This window comes from Candidatus Thiosymbion oneisti (assembly GCF_900092655.1).
In the GTDB taxonomy this organism is placed as follows: domain Bacteria; phylum Pseudomonadota; class Gammaproteobacteria; order Chromatiales; family Chromatiaceae; genus Thiosymbion; species Thiosymbion oneisti.
This window is the reverse complement of sequence record NZ_FLUY01000946.1, coordinates 1-23,618: the sequence shown is the minus strand read 5'-3', so window position 1 is coordinate 23,618 and position 23,618 is coordinate 1. Positions and strand designations below refer to the sequence as shown.

Sequence of the window (23,618 nt, the reverse complement as noted above, 5' to 3'; positions counted from 1 at the left end):
CAGGCTGAGTGTTCTCGTTCCCAGGCGCTGCGTGGGAACCAGAGACCGGGAGCGGGGCTTTTGCGACACCCTCCCCAAGGATGGGACAGGCAACGAACCGCATCTTTGGGATGGCGGGCGTGTCAATCACCGGCAGTGAAGGGTAGGCTGTACCCACCAACAATGTACCCGGCTTCAAAAGCCGCGTTTTCCTATAGGAAAACCACCACCCGTTCCCATGCTCCAGGTTGTAATTAGATATGACAAAGTAGGATTACAATGAGAGAAGATACGAGCAAAGATCCTCGGAGCGCAACCGGGCGGACCCGAGGCACCCTGGCCCGCTGGCTGGGGCCTTTGCTGATCACGGCAATAGCGATAGCCGTGCCGCCTGCCTTCGCGGTCAATCACTACATCGTACTGTTCGATGGCAGCGGATCGGTCAAAGACCAGCACAAGAAGCGCGACAACCTGTGGCAGGGCCAAACCGGCGACAACCGAGCCATGGCGCGTATCGTCCGGAAATTCGTCGACAAGGCCATCGGTGAGATGCCGCCGCAATTTCCTCCTTTCGATCCGGACGTCGGCGACATCCTCTCCTTCCTGATCTTCCATACTGATCTGTATAACCCCTCCTATCGGCCGGAGCGGCTGTTCCTGACCAACGAGTCATTGTTGGAAGTACCGAGCCTGCCGGAGGAATCGGACTATCTCAGCTTCGACGCGTCGGCCCGCACCGGTGTTGCCGGCGCCAAAATCGAGCTGAAGGATGTCTTCGGCGGCCATTCCCCACTGATCGCCGCTACCGGGGCCTGCCTGCCGTTTCTCGCCGATGCCTTCCACCATGCGGGCAGGCCCTACGGCGTCGCTACCGAGCCGGTGGACAATACCTACATCATCAGGATTACCGACGGCGACTACAATACCAAGGCCAATGGTGCGGACGAGTACAATGTGATCCAGCGCACGGCGAAGCAAAAACGTAAAAATAAACCGGCCGACACCGAAGACGACGGCTATCGCGCCCACCGGGAACTGACCCGACAGGTCAACAGCCTATTCGATATCGGCACGCAGAGTGTCGATTGTGTCTTTCCGACCCATAACAAACCCGATCGGTTCGATCGCAAATTCGATTGCAGCGAGGGGGCCTATGATAGGGTCAAAGGTTGGGGCGAGGGTTTTCTGATCTCCTACCTTTCTGTCACACCGAAGATTACCGCGGTCGGCCCCGCCCGCACGGAAAAGACCCGGCTGGAGTTGGACACCGTCTACAAGCTCGCGGACGCGTCTGGTCAAGGTGCGATCCGTCTGATCGCTACCAACGCGATCTTTGCCAACCGCTTCGAAGACCCCGCCGGCCGCTACCGCCTGGTCCCGGAAGACCTGGAATGGAGCAGTAATGACGGGTCCGAGTGGCAATACTGCAACCCACCGGACCCGGACACCGGGACTGTAGCATGCAATGGCGGCGGTCCCGCCATCGATTTTCCCGAGGGCGAGGAACCCAAGACCCTGACCTATCGGGCCCGCTACCTGATGGATTTCTTAGAAACGGATGATCAATCCCCGCTCTATCCCTATGCGCGGCGCCTGAACTGGACAGAGCTCCCGGCCGTTGACCTGAAGGTCGCACCCATCGAGGAGACCCTCTACGACCTCCCCCGGGATCCCGAGTTCATAACCCTCTCCTGGCTCGATCCCAGACGCCTGCTCCCAACCAGCCAGGAGCACAGGATCGATGCCGACACGCTCAAGCGCCTGGCACCGGAATGGGCCGATGAGCTCGCGACCCTCGCCGAAGCGTGGCAGACCAAACCGGGGGTGGTGACACCCAGGATGCTGGCCCGGGTTTCCCAAAACAAGAAGGCCCGTCTCGATTTTGCATCCCGACTCTTCTATTTTCTGCTCTTTGCCATTCCGGCGGGGTTGTGGTTCGCTTGGCCCCGCCGCAAGCTGGCGGCCTCGGTCACGCCCTTGGCCGCAGAGGGACTGCTCATCGATTTCAACGACCGGACCCACGAACGACCGGAGCTGGTGGCGCTGGTACATATCCGCAACACGCGCCACAACCCGAGCTTTACGGCCGGCTTTTCCCATATCGGGGCGACCCTGCGCAGACAGCTATTGCAACCCATTGCCGGGGCGGATAGCGACGCCCCGACCCTGGAGGACCGCACCAACGGCGCTGCTCCCCTGGCCCTGGGGGCCCCCAAGCACAGCCGCTATGAGGAACGGCGTGTGGCATCCGGCAAAGAATTGCCACTGTTCTTCGATGCGCGCGAGCTCCGCGACCTGAACCAGATCGCAGGCCCCACTAACGCCCAGTTCGAGATCCCGGCAGAGATCGAGATAGACGCTGGCCGGGTCGGCAACGAGGTCCTGACCCAGCAGTTCATGGTCACGGTCGTCCCGGAGCTCGGCGAGCTACGGATGGACCCCGACGGTCTGGAGCTCGATCAAGAAGGTCACCGTTGCCGCCGGATCGAATATCAGGCGGGCGCAACCGAGGTAGATCTCTGTACCTACCGATTGCGCAGCTCGGCCAGGCACAGCTATAGCCTTCCCGTCAGGGGCGAGCTCAAGCTCCAGGTCCATGATTTGGCCAATAATCGGCCCGTCACTGGGACCATACAGCTGATCGGTGATGACCGCCCGGGTGATCGGATCGCATTCGACCTGCGCCAGGGCGAAACCTTGGACGCAAGGGTCGTCGTGGATTTCACCCAGCTCCGCAACCCGATCGAACGCGACGACTATCGCGTCGTCCTCTTGCGACGGGACGGCAACGGTACCCCAGAGTCGGCCGAGGAGGCACCGGACAGGTCTTGGATGTCTGCCAAGGAATGGCGCTTGGTCGTCAAGCGCTCGACGAAGCTGACCGATGTCTCGGTGGTGGTGCTCGCGAACGAGCGGCGGCGTTCCGAGGCACTGAATGCGGCCCGGCCAGAGTTGAACGCCCCCTTCGAGATAGGTACCCAGGCCGAGCCGAGACTCGTTATGCCCGATGCCCAGCCGGCTATGAACAAGACCAAGCTGTTCGGCGTCCGGCTCGCCAATGCCTGCCGCAGTGGTCATGGACATGCCGAATGGCGGGCCCGGATCGGGATAAAGAGACGCGACGGCGTGCAATTCCCGGACAATGCCCTGCACTTGCTGGATGCCCGTGGCCGACCGGTAGCCCAGGGTACCCTGTACGACAGTCCGGAAATCGATCAGCGCGAAATAGATCTGACCGCATCCCTCGACCTGGGCGAGGTACAGTTCCTCCGGCGTGACCACCACATCGAGGTCGGCCTGGAGATAAGCTGGACGGTCTACAAGAAAGAGCCACGGGATCCCGATCGGGCAGAGCGGTTCGAGAACAGCGCCCGGGTCATTTGCCATCTGCGCCACGAGCCGCCGCCGCATGTGCTCGCCATCGACTTCGGCACCTCGGCCATGGCCATTGCCCATGCCGTGGGTCCACGCGCTATCGAGCTCCTGCGTCTGCCGCAACGGCTGACCGAGATCGAGCAGGCCACCGGGAACGACCGTCGCTGGGACGATCCGGACAAGCGCAATCCCTATTTCCTGGCCTCTGAGTTCAACGTCTGCCTCGAGGACGAGAAGCTGGCCCGGACTCGCCCCGATGACCCGGGGTTTCTGGATCTGCCGCTCCTGCTGGTGGCCGTCCACGAACATGCGGACAAGTGCTTTTCGTCATTGAAGGCCTTGATCTCGGCCGGATTCACCGAGCTGCCCCTGGATACACTAAAATATCCCTACCTCAACCAACAGGGAAAGCCAGAGAGCCACAACCCCCCCCCCTTGGATGAGGTCATCGCCGGGGCCTACAAAGGGGTTATTCGAAACTTCGTGGAGCCGATCCTGGACAAGCCCAACAAGGGCTATTCCCACGTCTACATCACCCACCCGAACACCTACACCCAAAACCACGTGCGGCAGTTACGGCGGATAGTCGAGCAGATCTTCACTGGTGTCGCCAAGGATCAGAATATCGTCTACCCGGACAATATTCACTTCGTCAGCGAGTCCGACGCGGTGGCTTATTACTACTTGATCCATGCCCCCGCACTGCGCGTGCCCGATACAGTGGTGCCGGAGCGCGAGCGCATCCTGGTCTATGATATCGGCGCCGGGACTCTGGATCTGAGCTATCTGGAGGTAGACTGGATCCCGGACGCTGGCGGTGGCTACACACCGCAGCGCATCCGTGTGGTTCGTCGCGGCGGTGTTACCAAGGCCGGAGATCTGCTCGACGAGTGCATTGCCCGGGACCTGCACGCCTATCTCGATTCGGAACTCGACAGAACGCGCTACCTGACGCCGATCGTCGCCGCAACCGAGGGCGAAGCGATGAGCGAAGCGGAAAGGCGTCGCATGGACGGGTTACGCCAGCAGATCCATCGGCTCAAGGTCCAACTCAGTACTGGTCAGGACCGTCCGAGCCTGGAGCTCTCGACCACCGGGGCCGCTGTCGCTCGCTTGGTCGCAACCAAGGCCGACGAAACACCCGGCCTCTACAAGGGTTGCTCGGAGCTGCGCGCGACTGAGGCCGGCCAAGTGTTCTGGGAGCCGGGACGTGAGCGGATCCTGAAGGGTGACTTCGTGCGCGCCTTTATCGATCAGGTTACAGGCGTCGAGGTGCAACGGTTCTTCGGCCGCGAGATACCGAAGCTGGATACTGTGATCCTGTCCGGACGCACCTCCCTGTGGCCCGGTTTCCAAGACCGGTTGCGCGAGACCCTGGGCGCTGTGGATAACTGGATCGACTTCGAAGGCGAGGCGGATGCCCTGAAACGGGCCGTGGTCCTGGGCGTTATCGAACGGGAATTCCGGTGGCGAAACATCGAGATCGAGCCGCCCAAGGTCGTCGGCGACTTCGGCGTTCTATACGAGCCCCAAGCGGGAAGGCCATCGGAATTCGTTCCCTACTCCAAGAGTGGAGACAGGCGCGAATTCTATCTCCAACATACCGCCGAAGTCCAGATTGGCCTGCGCACCAATAACGGCTTCCATCCCTGCTACGAATTTCCACCGTACCATTACTATGGCAAGGATACCAAATTGACCATCCAGCTCGATTTCGACGAAACCGGCTATCTCAGGGCCAAGGTCACCAACACCCAAGGCGACAGCCATCCGTTCAGCGAAATCACCAACATTTCGACACTGTCTTACCGCCGGCGTCCCTGGCCCTTGGGTGCCGCTAAGCTGCATGCCATGTCACCGAAGCAATTGTTGGGTACCGGTGAGGAGGATTGGCGATGATCTATCGGCTCCTTCTTTCAGTCTTCATTACCCTGCTCGTTGTTTTTGAAGCATCGGCGTTACCTGCTGTGATCCATATCGAGAAATCGGGTATCCAGATTGGAAAATCGACATACACCATTCATTACTACTCGGTCGACAAGCAGTCGAACGCTACAGAGCTAGAGAAGAAAGAAGACGAACAAGTAACAATTTATCCTGATGATACTTTATTGTTCGCCCAGATAAACAAATCCCCATACGGTTGGGGAATGGGCGTCAACGCTGATATCGACGGTAGTCAATATTGCTCCTTATATTCCAGTGTAGAAGATGAAGGCCTTGCCTACATTCATCTACTCAAAAAATCAGGAATAGAGAACAGTAACTTTTTCTTGTTCCGAATCAACCAGAATTGGGGAAGAGATCCTAGTGAAGCCCTGGATGAATTGCGCGAGCGTGGTTTTGAAACTAAAGAGGGTGACTGGGATTGGAAAACGGATTTTGACGGTAGCTCCGCACTGCTACAAACGGTATTTCCGAACTGTCAACCTGTTTCATGGGAGGAGTTTTCATCCAAAATAGAGAACCGGAAGCCGCCTTCCGCGACTGAGCCTTCATCCCCTGAACAGATGCCTACGGAACCTACGCTGGAAGACGATGAAAAAAGCATAACCGAGCCGACCGACCAGTTGAATGCATTGGAGAAGGAGAATGAGGAACTGAAACACGAACGAGACGCGGCTGAACAAGCAGCTGAGAGACATAGGGCAAGTTCAGAACAGACAAGGGTCCGTCTCACCGAGGTAAAAGAGAAGATTAACTCCCTCGAAAAAGAGCTGAAGGAGGCCCGCGAGGCGAAGCCCGTGTTTCCACTGGAGAAATGGCTTCTCCCGGCATTTTTTCTGCTGTTCGTCGCCCTAATAGGGCTGTACGTGTTTCAATTATGGTCTTTGAAAAGACAAAGGAAACTAATCGAACAGTCTGGTAGAGCAAAGCAGAACATTATCGACACCATTCACTTAACCCGACCCAAGCAGACGCGCGAGTTGCAAACATCGACATCTCCACCGTTCCTGCGGGAGTGGCTGGACCTGTTCGAGCAATCCCGAGCTACTGCGCGGGACCTGATCGATAAAAGCGCGCACTACCAACGACTATTCGATGTCGTGGCGCGCTCAAGGGACCAAGCCCCGACGGCGGACGGACGACCGGATCGGGATGACGAATCGGTGCCCTCGATGCGCGATGGCCAGTCGCCACCGGCACAGGAAAAATTGCTGAATGCACTGCTGTCACAGCCGCAGGAGCGTTACGACCAAATGCCGTCGGACCAAGCGATGATTCGCCAGATCCGAGACAGTCTCAACACGGTCCCTGTGCTCTCCGGATTGGCCCTTGACCTCGGAGACTGTCTGGCGCAGACGGAAAGCAAACTCCGGCAGAATGACGAGCATGCGCAAAGACGCATCCAAGCCTTTGAGAAGGAAAAGAGCGATCTGCAAGAGGAGATGAATAGGTTGGAAGCCGAGAAGACTCGGCAACAGAAACGTGGCAACAACTACAAGAGGCATTTACTTGAGGATCTGAAAGCGGTTGGTTATTTTGACACGGACATAGCTCATGGAACCAAAGATCTACATACACTGCTCAGGGCCAGGAGGGTGGCAATGTCCGATGCCCGACAAAGGTCCGAGCTGCAAGGCTATGTGCGTGATCTGATCGCCCTGCGGGACTATCTGCGCAACCCCGGAATCCAGGGGCTGCCCTACTTCAAGGCCTGTGGATTGCAGTTGGTACTAGAGGGACTGGAGGAAAAGAAATCCTTCGAGAGCTTGTACCAGAGCGACACACCTCAGAAGGCCCTGGAGGGCCAATGGAACGGGTTCTTACAATACCTCTATCGTTCTGTACTGCTGTTGGACACCTACTGGCGAGACGAGGCCAAACCCATCCTGCCCCGCCTGAACCAGACCAAGGCTACTGCAGAGATCGTGCTGCGTGAATACGGGATCCGTCCCCATCGCCTCGAGCTGCCGGTGGATCAGGAATGGGTCGAACAGCGCAGTGCTCGGGTAAAGGAGACCCAGGAGCAAGGGGTGGAAAAGGCCCTGGAGGAGAGTGAACCATTCCGCAACCGCATCAAACCCGAGGCCGATCAGAGGACCATTTTCTGCGATATCGCGACCTGGGGCTACGACCTGTCCGATCAGAACACCCTAGGTCAACCGAGCCAACTGGTCGCCAAGAGGCCGCACGCCACTTGGCCCTAATCCGGTAGCCGCTAGAGGATGCGCAGTGTAACAATGAGGATATCTGGAGATGACTACCCTGAAGCAAGTCCAAGTGCTAGGGTTAAAGAGGGGACAAAAAATCCTGCGTTATGAACGGGAAGGGTCCGCTGCAGTCGGTAGGCCACGGGAGTGAGGAGAAAAGGGCAATGAAATTGTTGCTGGCGAGGCGATTGGGGCTTTCTGATTTCGATTTCGCAGTAGGCTTTATGCGCCTGGTCTTTGCCGTAGCCATTCTCGGCAGTAGTGCGGCTCAAGGCAAAAATACGGTTGCCCTCGATGCCCGTTTGATGCGTATGGATGCCTATGAGCACTGGAGCGACTATAGAGCACCGAGTGACGCCGCCGGCAAACTCGAATCGACGCTCCAATCACAAGGCTTTAAGCTGAAGCAGGTCATCAGCCCGAAACTAGACCAGATGGTGCCGACCGTCCAGTCCTGGCCTCAAGGGGTCGCCCGGAATAGCGAGGTCCTGGTGATATTCTCCGGTATCGTCGCGGCCATGGACGGTAAAAATTTCCTGTTGCCGCAGGACTTCAACCCGCGTGACCGCAGCGAATCGATCGACCGACGCGGGTTCTCGCTTGCGCGGATGGTCAATCTTCTCGCTCGCCGCCGTCCCACCCGGCTGGTGGTGATCGTGGATGGCTGTCGGGGTATCCAGGTGCAGACTCGCACCTCCGGGGGCACAGTGGCTGCGGGTGTCGATCCCGGTCAAGATTTCTCGGCTGCTGCGGAGTTGACCGCCTTGTCGATCATCTTTGCAGATAGCCGGATTTGCCGCGGCGGTGTCGCGGACAAGGGTAAGGATCTGCTGTCCGCAGTTACCAGGGAGATCACACAGACCAATGGGAACCTGGACACCCTTGCCGAGCGGTTGGAATTGGAGCTAAGCAATCGCGATGGTGTCACGCCACCCGATGCCGGCCAGTCGCAACCAACCGGGGGAGTTGTTGTTCCGACACCTCCCAGGATAGAACAACCCGTTACTGACCCTATCGGAACCAAAGCCATTGGTCCCCCCTCACCCCAGCCCTCTCCCCAACCCCTCTCCCCAGGGGGAGAGGGGCTTTTACGACACCCTCCCCCAAGGGGGCGAGGGAGCGAACCTGGTATTACTACCAATTCTCTCAGCAACAACCTTGGAGAACCGGCTGTCGTAAAGGAATCCAAGGTGGCCACGGGGGAAGAAACTGGGCCAAGCTTGCCGGGGCCTCAGCCTCCTACCCGCGAAGGCGATGATACATCACCCCCGGCAGCACCCATAGCCGGACCGCCGGAATTGCCCCCTGATGATAGCCGCCCATCCGCTCAGGAACCGGAAATCGCACCATCGGAACCAGAGGCATCCCTGGGACTGACCAGACAGCAGCGGTGTGACGCCCAACTCGCCTTAAAGGCGTTGGGCTTCGATCCGAAGGGAGTCGATGGGACCTTTGGGAAAAATACGCGAGCCGCCATCGCTCGTTTTCAGAAAGCTCACGGATTCGACCAGACAGGATATCTTTCCGGGCAACAAAGGGATTTGCTGTTGGAGCTTGCCAAAGAACCGCTGGCGCGACTGGCACTGAAACCCGATTGTCCGAGATCTCGCAAACCCCGTGCACATACGAAACAACAAAATAAACAACTGGCTCCGAAAAAGACCCGGAAGCCCACGAAAAAGTACCGTCCGCGCCCGAAAAAACCCCGTCCACGTTCGAAACCAAAACGACCTGAACCCGAATGGGGCAGATTCTGGGGCAGTTAGCGTATTGCCGGAGAGTAACCTTGGACACGGTGCCCGATAGACTCTGCCCTGCGCGAACACCCTTCATAGAGAGGAAATATGATGAACTTTAAGGCCGCCTCCGCTGCTATTCTGATCGCCTCCACACTCTTGCTGCATGCCTGCACACTGCCTGTACTGAGTGTACTGCCTGCATGGGTCGTTAAGGACAATGACTTTCGAGGGGATTTCCTGGTGGATCACCATAGACATAAATTCGACAGCGGTACTGCCCGGATTTTTCTGCCACGGGATAATCTGCCACGGGATAAATGGACGCTGATTGGTAAGGACGATGTTGGTATCAAGGGAATGTGGCTAAAGCAAACCTTGGTAAGTTTACATTTCCGTCGCGGCGCATTGGCAAAATTCCGTACCAATGAATTCTCTCATAAGGAAGTAGCGGGCCTTGTGTATTTTTTAGACATGTCTGTTACCGGATCGCCTGCCGAAGATAGAGAAAAGACCCGGCAACCTGCCTTCGCTGATACGTGTAGTGGTAACTATCGTTCCCAGGGAGACTACTTCCTTGCCCCGTTATCTAAAAGGCTGGGTGTCACAGGTTGCTGGTTCATTTCTTCGGTGGATTTTACAGAGGATGGGGTCAGCTTTGCGGGTCTTGATCAGGCAATTAATGAACCGCTAGAAGACGAGCTCGGGATCCAAAGATCATCTAAGATGCAACGGCAGATGGAGAAGTATGTTACCGACCGCAATATAAGGGTTCCGGCCACCATGATTGTAATTGGATTTTTAGGCGACACTGACACGCGCTCTTTAATGGCACTCTATTTTTTCAACCCTGCTTTGGATGGGGTAGCGCGAGGCCGAGGCGGTGTATCCGATTGGCATGTGCACAATATCAGGCGGTCTCCGAAGAGGCGTGCCTATCTCAAGAAGCTCAGAACCTGGGGAACCAAGTGGCAACACCGTTTCGTCAGGGGATTGCTGATTCCGACGGCTGACAACAATCGATAGCCTACTTTTGCACTTCAGTGTTTCGTTTGGTGGCAAGCCGACGATGCCGAGGGTTCCGGATGTCTGAACGCAGGTCGTCGCGCCCTGTGAGTCGGTTTCTCGGCTCCCGTCGTCACCATGCTATGCCGATTATCGGCGTGAATGGACCCACCAAGAGCCGAATAAGGTTCCTAGGTTGGGCAAAGCCGCAGGGACGCGGCGTGCCCAACGAAATGCGTGCTGGGCACGCCGTGCCGTCCCTGGTGCGCTTTTGCCCAATCTACCCGACTCGCCTCCAGGCAAGATTGTGTTTCTTAAGAGCCGATACCGATAGCCAGGTTGCCTATATGGCCCGGTTAAGCAGGTTACAACTCACCATGCATGCAGATACGAAATCCGATGTTCGGATCTCGGCAGTTCGGCGGACGATGGTCGAGCAGTGCCTGGATGTCGCGAGGATTCCCTTCGCTTTCGGCAATACCACCGAGAATATGACGGTCATCACCGCCCTCTAGACTGTCTTGGGGGCCGCCCGGTTGATAGCTACCGTCGAGTGGGGCTATTCGCTTTGGATCCTGCTTGGTCAGAATCCACTCGAAACCAGTGCCGGTAAGATCGACAGAGATGGAAGGCTTAGACTGACCGTGCGCGGCCGCCGCATGATCGAGCGAGTCGGGTTCTGGCTCGTAGAGTCCCACTGCGCAGACGGAGGACACGTCCGCAGGGACCGCCTCTGGCCGCCACCCTGCTCCGCGATTGTTCCAACCCGCAAGCGCCTTTTCCCATTCAGCGAGGGTCGGCAACCTAAGCTTGCAGCCTCCGGTAGGCTTCCATTGCGCGGATAACCAACGACAGAAGGCAATGGCATCGAACCAGCCGATACCGGCGGCGCGGTGATTGGGGAGACGGTCGCCTATTCGAGCGGACCCGTTGGGCTCCATATCCTGCCCTGTTCGCCGATGGTGGTTAAGCCACCACCAGTTCTTAGCGGGTTCAGAAAAGTCCCAGTGTTCGGGGGGAACCGATCCCGCTTGGTCGAAGGCACCAGAACGCAGGAAGGTATCGTACTGGGCCCAGGTGATCGGGTAACGGGTGATCCATACGCGGCGTTCTATCGGGATCCAATCGAAATCTTGGATGTGCAGTGCAAAACCAGCCGTCTTCGTCGGTGTCCAGGCACGGGGAATGATGCCTGGCCGGATATCCAGGATATCCGCAATAACCGGATCGGTGCGAGTGTCGCCGGAACCTACACGCAGTTGCGTTAAGGTCGCACCGACTTGGGTACCCATCATGCCGGCGATCTCCCCGGCTTCCAGGCGTATGCGTCGGGGTACCTCAGGATCACAGACCATCTTTATGAAACCGTCACGGTAGGCCCCGGCTGCATTCCATAGCTTCGTCACCGTCTGCCTGCGGCCTAGAGTACTGTGATCCATGGCCTTGTGCAGATCCAACAGGGCCCAGCCCGCGGCGAGCATTGCCTGGTATTTGGACGTGCCTTCGATACGCTGCTTCTCGGTCTCTGCGTTTGCACCCACGTCGGGGTCTTCATCCAGCTCCAAGAGGCCCTGGACCAACTCCAGCGCGGCCGTCTCCGTCCGGACACGGGCAGTCCAGACCACCGCGAGTCTTGTTACCTCTCGCCAAGCAGCCGGATTGGTTCGGAGACGATCGGCAAGCCGTATTTGTTTGCCATGGGGGTCGACAATTCGGCAAGCGGCTAGAAACTCTTGGAACTGGCGGTGGATGTAGGCGTACATGGATCTGTTCGCCTCTTCATCGTGACCGCGTGGAAACCAGAGTGCGGTGCGATCCAAAATGAGTTGGACCGAGCTATTGATCTCTTTACCCTTGATCTCCGGGAGCCGTTCCATGATTGCCTCGATGAAGTCGGCGCGGGATATTTCGATGCCGTCTGTTTCGCCCCTACGCCTGCACTGAACAGTGAACGAGATTTCTTCGGCCAAGCGCCGAAGCTCGCTCTTGCCGGAGTGCTTTTCCGGCCTGAGCAGGTTGAGGATATGGTCGGGAATTTGACGCGCCGACGGTTCGTTATTGTTCCGATCGATGCACTGAAACCAGCGCTCGATCATGAGTTGGGTCGCTTCGTTCAGTAGATCGACGCGAATCCGCGGCAAGGCCGTGCGTTCCGGTTGCTGCCGTCGTTTGTGATGAACGCCAATCAGCAGGGTCAACAACAAGGGTCTGACTACCATATCGCGGCGGTCTTCATCCTCGTGTAGCGCCGCGATAAGGGCTTCTGACTGGGGCTTCGCCTCGGTTGGACAAAGAATCTGATGCCACCTGCGGACCAATAAGCCGACCTGCCCGCTGTCAGCGGACGCGTGGGGAAAACTCAACGGCAGCAGGCGCCACAGAGCAAAACCTTCCAAGCCGTCGGGGGAGTCATATGGTCGAGCCGTAACCAATAGGGCACACTGGGATCCAAGGGTCTCTGCGGTCTCCATAATGGTACGGCAGATCAGGCCGCGGTCATCGGCATTGAGTACCTCATCGAGGCCGTCGAAAATCACCATTCCGTAGCGTCGGAGTTCCTCTAGCAACGGCTTGTAAAGTGACTTGCACTGTTCCTCATTCCAGTCGGGCATGGTCGTACCGATGGCGTCGACCACTGCCGATTCCAGGAGTTGCCTGGACTCGCGCTTGAGGCCTGGCCGCAGGTCTGACCGGATGAATCGGCGCATAGTGCTGAGGTTCAGGCGTACGATAACGCGCTTTTGAAGGCTATGGGGCCACTCCAAATTCGGGTCGGCATCCGGCAGATGGCGACTGCCCCAAACCAGAAAGGTAGAAAGCGCGGACTTGCCGCTTCCCGCCTCGCCGAGCAGCACCGCACGCATGCCCTGGGGATGGTCGTCGTGGCCACTGATTGCTTCGTCGATGGCCCGCAGTACCGGCCGACCCTCGGCACGCTCCTTGCCCAACCGGTGGAAGTGCTCGGTGAGGATATCCTGGGCGCTAAGCCGTTCGACATCCAGCGGGACATAGACGGTGGGCAGTTTGGCGGCGGTACTGCCGAGTGACCGGTCACCAAAGATATCCTCCAACGGCAGGTCGAGAGATTGCTCGGCGGCCTGGTCCAGATAGTGATGCACATTGGCCGACGGGTGTTGTTGTGACTCCGAGTGCTGCATGAGTTGCAAAATGACTGGGATCGCGGCGATACCCGCAAAAACGGTGGATAATATCGCGGCTAGCGTTTCGTCGTTGATCCAGAGGAGCAGAGCCAACAAGACCAGGAATATGCTAAGTACTAGGAGGGGCTTGTTGACGAGGAGGAAGTTACGGATGCTCAGGGTCGGGGCCATGGCCGATGCTCCTTAGAGGCTGTCTAAAAACCAACTAACCGGTAGGGTGGGCTGTGCCCACCAAATACTACGTCTGACCGGTGGGCATAGCCCACCCTACGGGTACGGTTCCATAAAAATCAATGACTTAGTTTTTAGACAGCCTCTTAGGGGACGAGCTTGTGAGTTTGGTCAAGGTGTCCTAACCTTGCCGTTGTTCGGTTAGTATCGACCACTCGATCCAGGGCATGCAACGATAAGGTGCAGCCTGCTCCTCAGCAGTTACTGAAGCAAGGAAGCGGCGTGATGCTCCGGACGGAATCCATCGACCCGTGAAATTGGTTGCGCTCAACCGGGGATCTTAAGTCGGGAAATATATTCCTGGATGCTGTTTGGCATGGGGGAACTCCAAAAGCCGTTTCTTGCCTGCTACTTTCCCCCATCTGTCTTTACGATACAACTCCATACGCGCTCGCTCTGCAACGACCACAGCGGGATAAGCAACAGCCGAGCGTCTTGGGTTACACTTCCACGATGGCAAAGACCAAGCAACCCAAGCACGGCGGCGCTACCATCGCGCTCAACAAGAAGGCGGGCCACGACTATCACATCGAGCAACGCTATGAGACCGGTCTCGCCCTCGAGGGCTGGGAGGTCAAGAGCCTGCGCGCCGGTCGCGTCCAGCTCAAAGAAGGCTATGTCAAGCTCCTGCACGGTGAGGCATTCCTGATCGGTGCCCACGTCTCGCCGTTGCCCGCGGCCTCGACCCACGTCACGCCCGATCCCACGCGCACCCGCAAGCTGCTGCTCAAGCGTGCCGAGATCAATCGCTTGATCGGGCTGACCGAGCGTGCCGGCTATACCCTGGTCCCCACCGCCATGTACTGGAAACGCGGCCGAGCCAAATTGGAAATCGGGTTGGCCAAGGGCAAAAAACTCCACGACAAGCGGGCGACGGAAAAAGACCGGGATTGGCAGCGGGAAAAGGAACGCCTGTTCAAGCACCACTAGGGGGCGTTCTCAATTGAGCTGAATCCTCATGAAAATCAAGCACATCAGGCCCATGCAGCAGCCGCTACGAGTCTCCGAGACACTCCGCGGCGCGGAGCTTCTGCGTTCCTACGCGGCGCGTGGGAACGAGAGAAAATCTGTTAATTGAAAACGCCCCCTAGGGTAGTGGTAAATTCATAAGTGTTAACCTAGAGAGATTCATCTTTTTGATCCCCTCTCCCCAATCCTCTCCCAGAGGGAGAGGGGATATAGCGACCAGTGCCGTTGGTCATGTTACAACTTAGATATTAACCACTACCCACACCGGGAGCCCGCAATCGGGAGTCAGCGTAGATGTTCGGGTTCGGCAAGAAAAAGCAGGAACGCGCTTCCCGGGGCGAAGAGCAGCCCAAGGAACGCCGCCAGCGCCTTATAGCGCGTCTGAAGGACGGCCTGGCGACGACGCGGGCGGTGCTCAACACGAATATCGGCGACCTGATCCGCGGCCGTAAGCGCATCGATGAGGATCTGCTCGAGGAATTGGAGGTCCAGCTCCTGACCGCGGACGTGGGGGTCGATACGACCAGCCGCATCATCGGCCATATTACGGAGCGGGTGAAACGGCGCGAGCTGGCGGACCCGGCGGTTTTGATCGATGCCCTGCGGAGCGAGCTCGAGATCATCCTGCGCCGCTGCGATGCCTCGGTGCGTCAATCCTCCGCTGGCCGGCCTCAGGTCATACTGGTGGTGGGGGTGAACGGGGTTGGCAAGACCACGACCATCGGCAAGCTGACCAAGCGGCTCCAAGCGGAAGGCAACGATATCATGCTGGCGGCCGGTGATACCTTCCGGGCCGCCGCCGTGGAGCAGCTCCAAGCCTGGGGGGAACGCAATGGGGTACCGGTTATCGCCCAGCACCAGGGAGCGGACTCGGCCTCGGTGATCTATGATGCCCTGCAGGCGGCCACTGTGCGCCGGATGGACGTGCTCATTGCGGACACGGCGGGCAGACTGCACACCAAGCACAACCTCATGGACGAGTTGGCGAAGATCGCCCGCGTGATGAAAAAGATCGACCCGGAGGCCCCCCATGAGGTGATGTTGGTGGTGGACGCGACTACGGGTCAGAATGCCCTCAACCAGGCGATTCAATTCGACCAGGCCGTAGGGCTAACGGGTATCACCCTCACCAAGCTCGATGGTACGGCCAAGGGTGGTATCCTGTTTGCGATCGCCGACCGACTGCGGGTACCCATTCGGTTCATCGGTGTCGGCGAGAAGATCGAGGATCTGCGTCACTTCGACGCCGCGGAGTTCCTCGACGCCCTGTTTGCAAGATAAACCGGAAGATCCAAGCGATTCCTCTTTATTCAGGCTTCAGTCTCCGACCATTCCAACATCGGCTTCAGGACGCGCAGGGCGGTTTGCTCGAATTCCTCACCGATGGGCTCGCGGCCGCGGAAGGCGATACGCACCGCAGCCTGGTCCCGCTCCGGTGCGGGGTTGTAGCGCCCGCACCAGGCGTGGTCGAAGCCGCTGCCGTATCCATGTTCCAACCAGGCCAAGCCGCTTTCGGGGAAGAAGGCGAGGGGCCTGCTGAGCCCTTGCCGGCGTAGCTCGAGCAGATCCGCGAGCAAAGCCCCCGCGTCGGCGACCGGCATCAGGCGCAAGATCCGGTCTTTGGCGACGAAGGTACTCGTCGGCTCGATCCCCTGTGGGACCAGCAGATTCAGCACCAAATGGCGCACCCAGGCCCGCAATCGGTCCTTGGCGTTGAGCTTGCCGAAGCGATAGTCGATGAGTCCCGTGGCGTGCAGATTCCCCAGCTGCCCCTGGAGGCGAAAGCCCACCAGGGATAGGTCCACCTCGATAGGCTCCGCCGCTGCCACCAGACAGCCCTGTAGCCGTTGGATGAAGGGCCCTGCCGCATCCGACAGCTCGTCGAAGAGCAGCTCGCCAGGCGCGCCGTGGGGCAGGATGCCCGCACCCCGTAGGCGGGCCAGGATCGAAGATGGCTCCCGCCCTTCCAAGAGGCCGTGCAGCAGCGCCTGGTCGAGTCGATAGCGTTCCAGCCCTGCCGCGTCGAAGGGTTCGGTATCCGGTAGGGCCTCGGCCTCCTCGGGTAGGCTCAGCCCGAGGCGTTCGGTGAGGAAGTACCGGGCCGGATTGCGCAGAAAGCGGATCAGGTCCTCGAGCTCGAGGGTCCTGAACGCCTCCCCCGGCTCCGGGAGCTCGGCGTCGCAGAAGGCTGGGATCTCCCCTTCGACCTGGGTCCGGGCCGCCTCCAGCCAGGTCTGTGCATAGCTGAACAGGCGTTCGTCGCCCGGATTGAAATAGCGGCGGCTGAAGGGCTGCAAGGGATGGCGCACGACCAACTGCTCGACCAGGTCCGCGCCGTCGGGGAGCCGATAGCCCCGGCGCAGATAATCGAGCAGCTCGTCGATCACCACGGAGGATACCTTGAGGCTGTTGTCGCGCTCGTCGTTTCCGACCCAGCTCAGATAGAAGACGTCTCGGGCCGAGAGCAGGGCCTCGAGGAACAGGTAGCGGTCATCCCGGCGGCGGGAGCGATCGCCGCGACGGGGGTGGCGGGCCATGAGGTCGAAGGACAGGGGCCGTTGAGTGCGCGGGAAATCGGTCCCATTCATGCCGATCAGGCAGACGACCCGGAACGGGATGCTGCGCATGGGCACCATGTTGCAGAAGTTGACCCGTCCGGTCAGGAAGCGGTGGGCGCCGCGGTTGTCGTCCATCAGATCCCGGACCAGGGCGCGTAACACATCCAATCCGACGGGCCGGTCGAACCCCACCGTCGCGGTCAGGATTGCCGCCTCGTCGAGCCCATCGCGCACCAGCTGCAACAGGGCCTCCTCCTCATCGTCGGGGGCGAAGCAGGCCGCCAGCAGCTCGTTCACGGCGGACCGCCAACCGGCCAGGCTCCGTGGGACCGCGAGGTGCCTGCGCCAGACGCCGAGGGTCTCGACCAGGGCCGCCAGCTGCCCGAGATCGGCCGCCTCGCTACCCTCCAGGTCCGGGTAGGGCAGCACCCCCGCGTAGGGCTCGTCATCCGCGTCCGGCGGCAGTGCATAACCGAGAAACAGGCGCCTCAGACCGAAGGCCCAGGTGTTGGCCGGCTCATCCGGCAGACCCAGATCGGCGCGCATGGCCCCGTCTTCACCCCAGCGCACCCCACTCTCCTGCACCCAGGTCCGGATCCGCTCTAGTCCCTGCTGGTCGAGATCGAAACGCCGGCGGAGTGCGGGGACCTCCAGCAGGGACAAGAGCTCGCCGGCCTCGAAGCGGCTGCTCGGCAGGGTGAGCAGGAACCGCAAGGCCTCCAATACCGGCCGCTCGCCGGCAATCCGCCGATCGGCAATGGACCAAGGGATGCGCATGGGTCCATCCGCAGCACCGAAAACCGCCTCCACGTAGGGGGCATAGCGGTCGATGTCCGGCGCCATGACGATGATGTCCCGCGGCTCCAGGCCGTCGATCACCTCGAACAGGTGCAGCAGGCGATCGTGCAGGACCTGGATCTCGCGCAGCGGACCATGGGTGCTGTGTAGCTGTATCGATCGCTCATCGCGGGCGATGACCTGTGGCTCCAATCCCTGCGGATCGATCAGCTCCAGCAGATCCCGTTGCACCCGTCGCAGCAGGCTGTCGCCGCGCGGGGACACGAAGCAGTCATGGTCCAGGCCACCGAGCTCGAGCAGCTGATCAAGAAATATCTGCCCCGCATGGCCGAGGGAGGCCAGCAGGGGATTGCCCAGGTCCAAGAGTCCGGTCGGGTCCGGCTGGCCCGCCCGCTGGGCCCGGGCCCGCCGACGTGCCTGGCCGCGCTCGTCTACCAGGTCGGACCAGTACTCACGGCAGGGGTTGAGGAAGAACAGGTGGACCGGAATCCAGCTCGCCAGGGCACCGAGCATGCGTACATGGACCGGGGCCAGTGCGCTCAACCCGAACAGACACACCCGCTTCGGCAATGCGCCGGTATCGGGTTCGCCCCGCGTCATCGCCGATTCCAGCTCGGCCAGCAGCTGCGCCCGATGGACCTGGTCACCATCGGCACCTAGGGCACGCCACAGCACGGCCTGCCAATGCCGGTCCGTGCCCTGCTCCCAACCCAGGACCAGATCCGGTCGAAAGACTAGATATTGATCAAACAGGTCCGCGATGCGTCGGGCAAGTTGATACAGCTTCAGCCCCGAAGTGTCATCGGCAAGATAGCGGGCGAGGGGGGCAAAGGCCGACCGGTCGAGCAGATCCGGTAGTTGTTTATACACCCGCCACAGTAGGGCACCCTTATCGAACCGGGTCGCATCCGGTGCATCGGGCAGCCAGACCTGCAATACCCGCCACAAGAAGCGCGCCGGCAGGGGAAAGTCCAGCTGGGCACTGATGCCGTTGTGCTGCGCCAGCTGTTGGGCGATCCAGCGGGCCATGCCCTGGTTCTGGACGACGATGGTTTCGGACTGGAAGGGATCGGCAAGCGGAGCCGCGGTGATCCGCGCCAGCTCCTCGACCAGCGCCTCCAGTCGATTGCTGTGGTAGATCTGGAGCATATCCCTTCAGAAGTTATCCCTTACAATAAAATGTTCATTGGTGTTGTTACGATAGGGTGCTCTGTGAGGCGCTCCTACCGTGACAAGCTTGCTTATTCTTTTCTTCTATCAAAACAGGAAAACCAATGCATAATTACAATCAAATTTCGTATCGCTCGTGCTAGGATCGGACGCTAGTTATCACGTTCAAGGTCCGTTGAAAAATGACGCGCGACGAAATCGCAGAAAGCATACGTGGCATGCGCAGATACAAACGCGAAGTCACTGCTTCCAAAGAAGCCGCTATCGATGCACTTAAAAGAGCCGGTATTCTCACCAAGACCGGCAGAGTCGCCAGTCCTTACAAGGATCTCCTATCCGGTAAAAAAGCCGGTCTTCTCACCAAAACGAGCAGAGCCGCTTAGTGTCAAGTAATTTCTCTCTCCCTTCTTTAATTGTATAAGACCAAGCCTACCATAGTCCTCGGGTTTCATGCTTGTACGGAATCCACCGCCCGCAAGCTGATATCCGATTCAGGTGGTTTCACACCGAGCGGAAATAGCTATGATTGGCTTGGGCACGGGATGTATTTTTGGGAGAACAGTTGGCATAGAGCCGTACAATTCGCGCATGATCGAGCAATCACACCACATGCCATCGTAGGGGCCGTACTTCACCTTGGTTATTGCTTGGATTTCACCGACAGCGAATCACTTTCATACCTTTCCTCCTCTTATTCCGCACTGAAAGACACCCTGGAAATCTTCGGAAAACCACTTCCGAGCAATAAGGCTGGTAGCGGTCTTTCATCTGATGATCTCTTGCTGAGAGATCTTGATTGCGCGGTAATCAACTTTCTCCATTCTCAACGTGAAAGAGAAAACCGGAAAAGTTTTGACTCCGTCAGGGGAGTTTTTTGGGAGGGAAATGACATCTATCCGGGAGCCGGATTCAAAGAAAAAAATCATATTCAAATCTGCATCCGCAATCCCAACTGCATCAAAGGTTTTTTTCATCCTCGCGAAGTAGACACTGCTTATGATGTGGTCTGAGCATCATAAGGAATCCCGAATGATTCGGCGCTGTTTGGAGGACCGGACTACCCATGGGCTAGGCTCCGTTTTAACCAGACAGCTTCTAACTCTGCTGAGAGAAAACCCACCCTAAAGTTATCTAGACCCGCCGCAAGGCCCCCGGGTCGGACCAGTCGGTCGGACCAGCCGGTCGGGTCAACCCAGGTTACGTGCCTGTAGGTAGGCCAGCTCGGAGATGCTGGTCCATTTTTTCGATTGCCGGAGGAATTTCCGGTAAGAGGTATACACCTTCCGCGAGAATGCGTCCTGCTCCGCGAGCTCGGAGACTACCTCTTTGGTAAGCCGGTGCAGCTTGGCAATGACATCGTCCGGATAGGGACGCATATCCACGCCGTGCTTTTCGAGCAGGACCTTTAGCGCGACCGGGTTACGGGCGGTGTACTCGGCTAACAAGTCCTGGTTCACTACCTTGCAGGCGTTGAGCACGATGGATTGCAGATCCGCGGGCAGGGCCTCGAAGGTGGTCTTGTTGATAATGGCCTCCAGGCTCGAGCCGGGCTCGTGGAAGCCGGGATAATAATAGTATTTGGCCGCCTTCTGGAGGCCGAAGGCCAGGTCGTTGTAGGGTCCTGCCCACTCGGTGGCGTCGATGGCACCGGACTGTAGGGAGACGAAGAGTTCACCCCCCGGCAGAATGACCGGCGTGCCTCCGGCGCGTTTGAGTACCTCGCCGCCGAGGCCCGGAATCCGCATTTTAAGTCCCGCAAGGTCCGCAACGCTCTTGATCTCCTTGTTGAACCAGCCCCCCATCTGGACCCCGGTGTTCCCGGCCGGCGCGGGAACCAGGCCGAAACCGGCGTAGAGCTCGGTCCAGAGTTCCAGACCGCCCCCATAGTAGAGCCAACCGTTCCGCTCCTGGGCCGTCATACCGAAGGGGACGGCGGTGAAAAACTGGGTAATCTCGTTCTTGCCTTTCCAATAGGAGGCTGAACTATGGCCCATCTCGGCCGTGCCCTGGGCAACGGCGTCGAAGACCTCGAATGGGGGTACCAGCTCTTCGGCCCCGTACACCTTCACCCGGATACGGCCTCCGCTCAGCTCGCCGATGAGTTCGGCGAGTCGGTTGGCGCCGGTGCCCATACCGGGGAAGTTCTTCGGCCAGGCGGTGACCATCTTCCATTTGTACTCGGTGCTGGCTCGGACGGTCTTGACACCGAAAGTAGCGGTGCCGAGCGCCAGGGAGGTGCCTCCAGCCTGCTTGAAGAAATCGCGACGTTGCATCTCCCGTCCTCGTTACATGGTGTTGGATATGAAAAAGCGCCTTCGGCGCCTTTTTTCATGCCACTCGGTATTTTGTCAATGCCAACCGAGGAGATTTGCAATGGACACTACGCCAAAAGCGTTTGAACGCGTATCAACGCCTGCGCCAAACTCGGCGACTGTTTCGCTGCCCGGTCACTGCGCCAGTGGGAATGAACAAAGCTACGGAGTCGGCTGTTGTATCCGAGTCCGACCGGTGAGGTGGACCCCTTCGGCGGTAGGATGTCCTGTTTCAATTCACGGTTTGAGGACTTGCGGACAAGTTTCAGCACAGCGGCCTTCGGATCAGATAGCTCATCCGGTGTAGTCGGCATGGCGGCGACTGAAACACCGATGAAACGGGCGAAGGCTATGCGGTCGGCCAGCACCCAGGATTCCGTTTCCCGCACCGCGATCCGAAACAAGAGCCGTGGGCTAGGGGGCGCTTGCAGCCAGTTGGCGATCATCCCAGGCGGGCAGTGTTTTTGGTCCAGGTCGGTGATCAGTAGGACCGGCATCACCTTTTCGGCGATGCGATTGAAATCGGCGATGCGACTTCTGAGATAGTCGAAACCTGCCTTACGGATGTGGACCTGAATGTCGCAGATGCCCACCTGGCGCAACAGGGTCTCGGCGACCGCTTCGCTGAGTGCGTCTTCTGTAGCAATTGCGAACACGGTCATTTGAACAGGCCGAGGTGTTCCGCCTCCTTGGGCCGCGCCTTCGGCAACAATACCTCGGAAGGCCGCAGACCTTCGTTTAACATCGCTAATTCCTGTTCGTTCGGACCACGGATCTCGGATCCATCATTCGTGGACAGAACCAAGAGTACCGAACGACCATCGATAGGATTGCCGAGGAGCGCCTCACTGTGGGTGGTGACGAGTACCTGTCGGCGATACTTCGCCTGGCGCTTGATCCGCTCGATCATTAACGGGATTTGGGAGACGATGGCGTCGTTGAGCGACAGCTCCGGTTCTTCCAGGAGGAGCATCGAATCGCCGGCCAGCATTGCCCAGAAGAGGGCAATCAAACGCAGTGTCCCATCGGAGAATTGATCCTCGCGGTGCCAAGCGCCCTGGGGTCGCCAGTGTTTATAGCGCGCTTCCAGGTGCGGTAGGCCCGTGACCTCATCGCGGATGAAGCGAAGCTCCTGGAACTGGGGAACGGCCTTTTCCAAGACCTGCCGAATTTTCTTCAATCGGGCATTGCGCGTGTTGGTTGGGGTGCGTGCCAATCCTTCCAGGAAGCCCTGCCCGAAGGGATCGGTTTCCAACCGGTTGCCGCCGATACGATCCGCGAATTTCAGCAGCTGGGGCACCAGATGCAGGTAGGTGGTCGAGGCAAAGAACTCCGCCAAGGCACGGAATCCGACATTGGCACCCACCTGCTCCAGGTGGGTTTGCGTCAGGCGTTCCTTGTCAGCGTCGTCTTCTTCATCAGGTCGCTTTAGTATGTACTCGCCGTTCAGATCGACTTTTTCCTCGGTCACCACAGGACGCTGACGTCCCGCACCCTCGCTCTTGAAACCCAGGGTGTAGTCCCAGTTTTCCTGCGATTCCCCGGCTCCGCTCACCACCCGCACCTGGATGCGGACCTCAGGATCACGGCGCGCTTGCAGGCAACGCAATTTCTTGAGGCCGCCGCGTTCCGCAACCGCCTTTGAGAGGCCACCGCCGGATGGGCTGGAGACCGTTCGAAGAAACCTGAAGACATCGAGAAAGTTCGACTTACCCGCGGCATTCGGGCCGATCACATAGGTCGACTCGGCCAGAGCCACCTCCATTTTGCGGAAGTTGAGCCAATTTTTCAGCTTGATGCGGGTAATCTGCATGCGGGTCCTCTTGCTTGCGCGGGCTTGCCGTAGAGGTTAATCCCAAAGGCATGGAGGAGATAGCGTTTTCGGAGAATCATTTCCGCCGAGCGGAAAATCGCTGGACAAATCGGATGCTCCCACAGTGCCGTGCGCAGGACTCTGCATTGATCCCTAGTACCTTATTTCAACTTATTCTGCTTGTTACCAGTTTCCAACCGAATCGCATGAACCGCAAAGACGGGAAGGGAATAAAGGACACCAAGTTGTTTGGTCGAGATGACAGGGATGGATTTTACTAGCCGCATCCCGCAGTCAACGCCAAATAACCCAGGATTGCACCCGAACAGGCACCGTGCCGAACGCGGCGTAACGCAA

At 58.8% G+C, this 23,618-nt stretch carries 14 protein-coding genes; 8 read left to right on the top strand and 6 right to left on the bottom strand.

Going from position 1 to position 23,618, the window contains the following annotated elements; all coding sequences use genetic code 11:
• Positions 1-258 precede the first annotated feature (258 nt).
• From BQ17_RS09750 to BQ17_RS09735, 4 genes are all read left to right on the top strand, one after another.
• Positions 259-5,253: an acetate and sugar kinases/Hsc70/actin family protein gene (locus BQ17_RS09750; protein ID WP_089726580.1), complete on the top strand. Its 4,995-nt coding sequence runs from the start codon at positions 259-261 to the stop codon at positions 5,251-5,253.
• Complete coding sequence (locus BQ17_RS09745) at positions 5,250-7,505, top strand: AAA family ATPase (RefSeq protein ID WP_089726579.1); 2,256 nt, start codon at positions 5,250-5,252, stop codon at positions 7,503-7,505. The genes BQ17_RS09750 and BQ17_RS09745 overlap by 4 nt, the downstream gene beginning before the upstream one ends.
• Positions 7,506-7,672: 167 nt before the next feature.
• Positions 7,673-9,274, top strand: a complete 1,602-nt coding sequence (locus tag BQ17_RS09740; protein WP_176722372.1) for a peptidoglycan-binding domain-containing protein — start codon at positions 7,673-7,675, stop codon at positions 9,272-9,274.
• Between the two features lie 78 nt (positions 9,275-9,352).
• Complete coding sequence (locus BQ17_RS09735) at positions 9,353-10,270, top strand: hypothetical protein (RefSeq protein WP_141699208.1); 918 nt, start codon at positions 9,353-9,355, stop codon at positions 10,268-10,270.
• A 344-nt stretch (positions 10,271-10,614) separates the two neighbouring features.
• Here BQ17_RS09735 and BQ17_RS09730 read toward each other — a convergent pair whose 3' ends face one another.
• Positions 10,615-13,581 (bottom strand): NACHT domain-containing protein, encoded by a 2,967-nt coding sequence (locus tag BQ17_RS09730; RefSeq protein WP_089726573.1) that lies wholly within the window; start codon positions 13,579-13,581, stop codon positions 10,615-10,617.
• 513 nt (positions 13,582-14,094) lie between these two features.
• On the opposite strand from BQ17_RS09730, the gene smpB reads away from it, so the two are divergent.
• A complete protein-coding gene (smpB, locus tag BQ17_RS09725) occupies positions 14,095-14,571 on the top strand; it encodes an SsrA-binding protein SmpB (protein WP_089726569.1) in 477 nt (158 codons plus the stop codon).
• Positions 14,572-14,904: 333 nt separating this feature from the next.
• A complete protein-coding gene (gene ftsY / locus BQ17_RS09720) occupies positions 14,905-15,891 on the top strand; it encodes a signal recognition particle-docking protein FtsY (protein WP_089726567.1) in 987 nt (328 codons plus the stop codon).
• A 29-nt stretch (positions 15,892-15,920) separates the two neighbouring features.
• On the opposite strand, the gene recC is transcribed toward ftsY, so the two are convergent.
• Positions 15,921-19,115: an exodeoxyribonuclease V subunit gamma gene (recC, locus tag BQ17_RS09715; protein WP_089726565.1), complete on the bottom strand. Its 3,195-nt coding sequence runs from the start codon at positions 19,113-19,115 to the stop codon at positions 15,921-15,923.
• Between the two features lie 203 nt (positions 19,116-19,318).
• Here recC and BQ17_RS21755 point away from each other — a divergent pair, with 203 nt between their 5' ends.
• On the top strand, positions 19,319-19,519 hold the full coding sequence (locus BQ17_RS21755) for a hypothetical protein (RefSeq protein ID WP_166664567.1): 201 nt from the start codon (positions 19,319-19,321) through the stop codon (positions 19,517-19,519).
• A 30-nt stretch (positions 19,520-19,549) separates the two neighbouring features.
• A complete protein-coding gene (locus BQ17_RS09710) occupies positions 19,550-20,146 on the top strand; it encodes a hypothetical protein (RefSeq protein WP_089726563.1) in 597 nt (198 codons plus the stop codon).
• A gap of 177 nt (positions 20,147-20,323) precedes the next feature.
• On the opposite strand, the gene BQ17_RS09705 is transcribed toward BQ17_RS09710, so the two are convergent.
• The 4 genes from BQ17_RS09705 to BQ17_RS22565 form a co-directional block, all read right to left on the bottom strand.
• The gene (locus tag BQ17_RS09705) at positions 20,324-21,409 is read right to left on the bottom strand and encodes a TRAP transporter substrate-binding protein (protein ID WP_089726560.1); all 1,086 of its coding nucleotides are present in this window, start codon (positions 21,407-21,409) and stop codon (positions 20,324-20,326) included.
• Between the two features lie 107 nt (positions 21,410-21,516).
• On the bottom strand, positions 21,517-22,110 hold the full coding sequence (locus BQ17_RS09700; protein WP_089726558.1) for a hypothetical protein: 594 nt from the start codon (positions 22,108-22,110) through the stop codon (positions 21,517-21,519).
• On the bottom strand, positions 22,107-23,261 hold the full coding sequence (locus BQ17_RS09695) for an AAA family ATPase (RefSeq protein WP_089726556.1): 1,155 nt from the start codon (positions 23,259-23,261) through the stop codon (positions 22,107-22,109). Before BQ17_RS09695 ends, BQ17_RS09700 begins: the two co-directional genes overlap by 4 nt.
• A gap of 161 nt (positions 23,262-23,422) precedes the next feature.
• Positions 23,423-23,618 (bottom strand): hypothetical protein (locus tag BQ17_RS22565; RefSeq protein WP_218068205.1); only part of this gene is annotated, 196 nt, incomplete at its 5' end.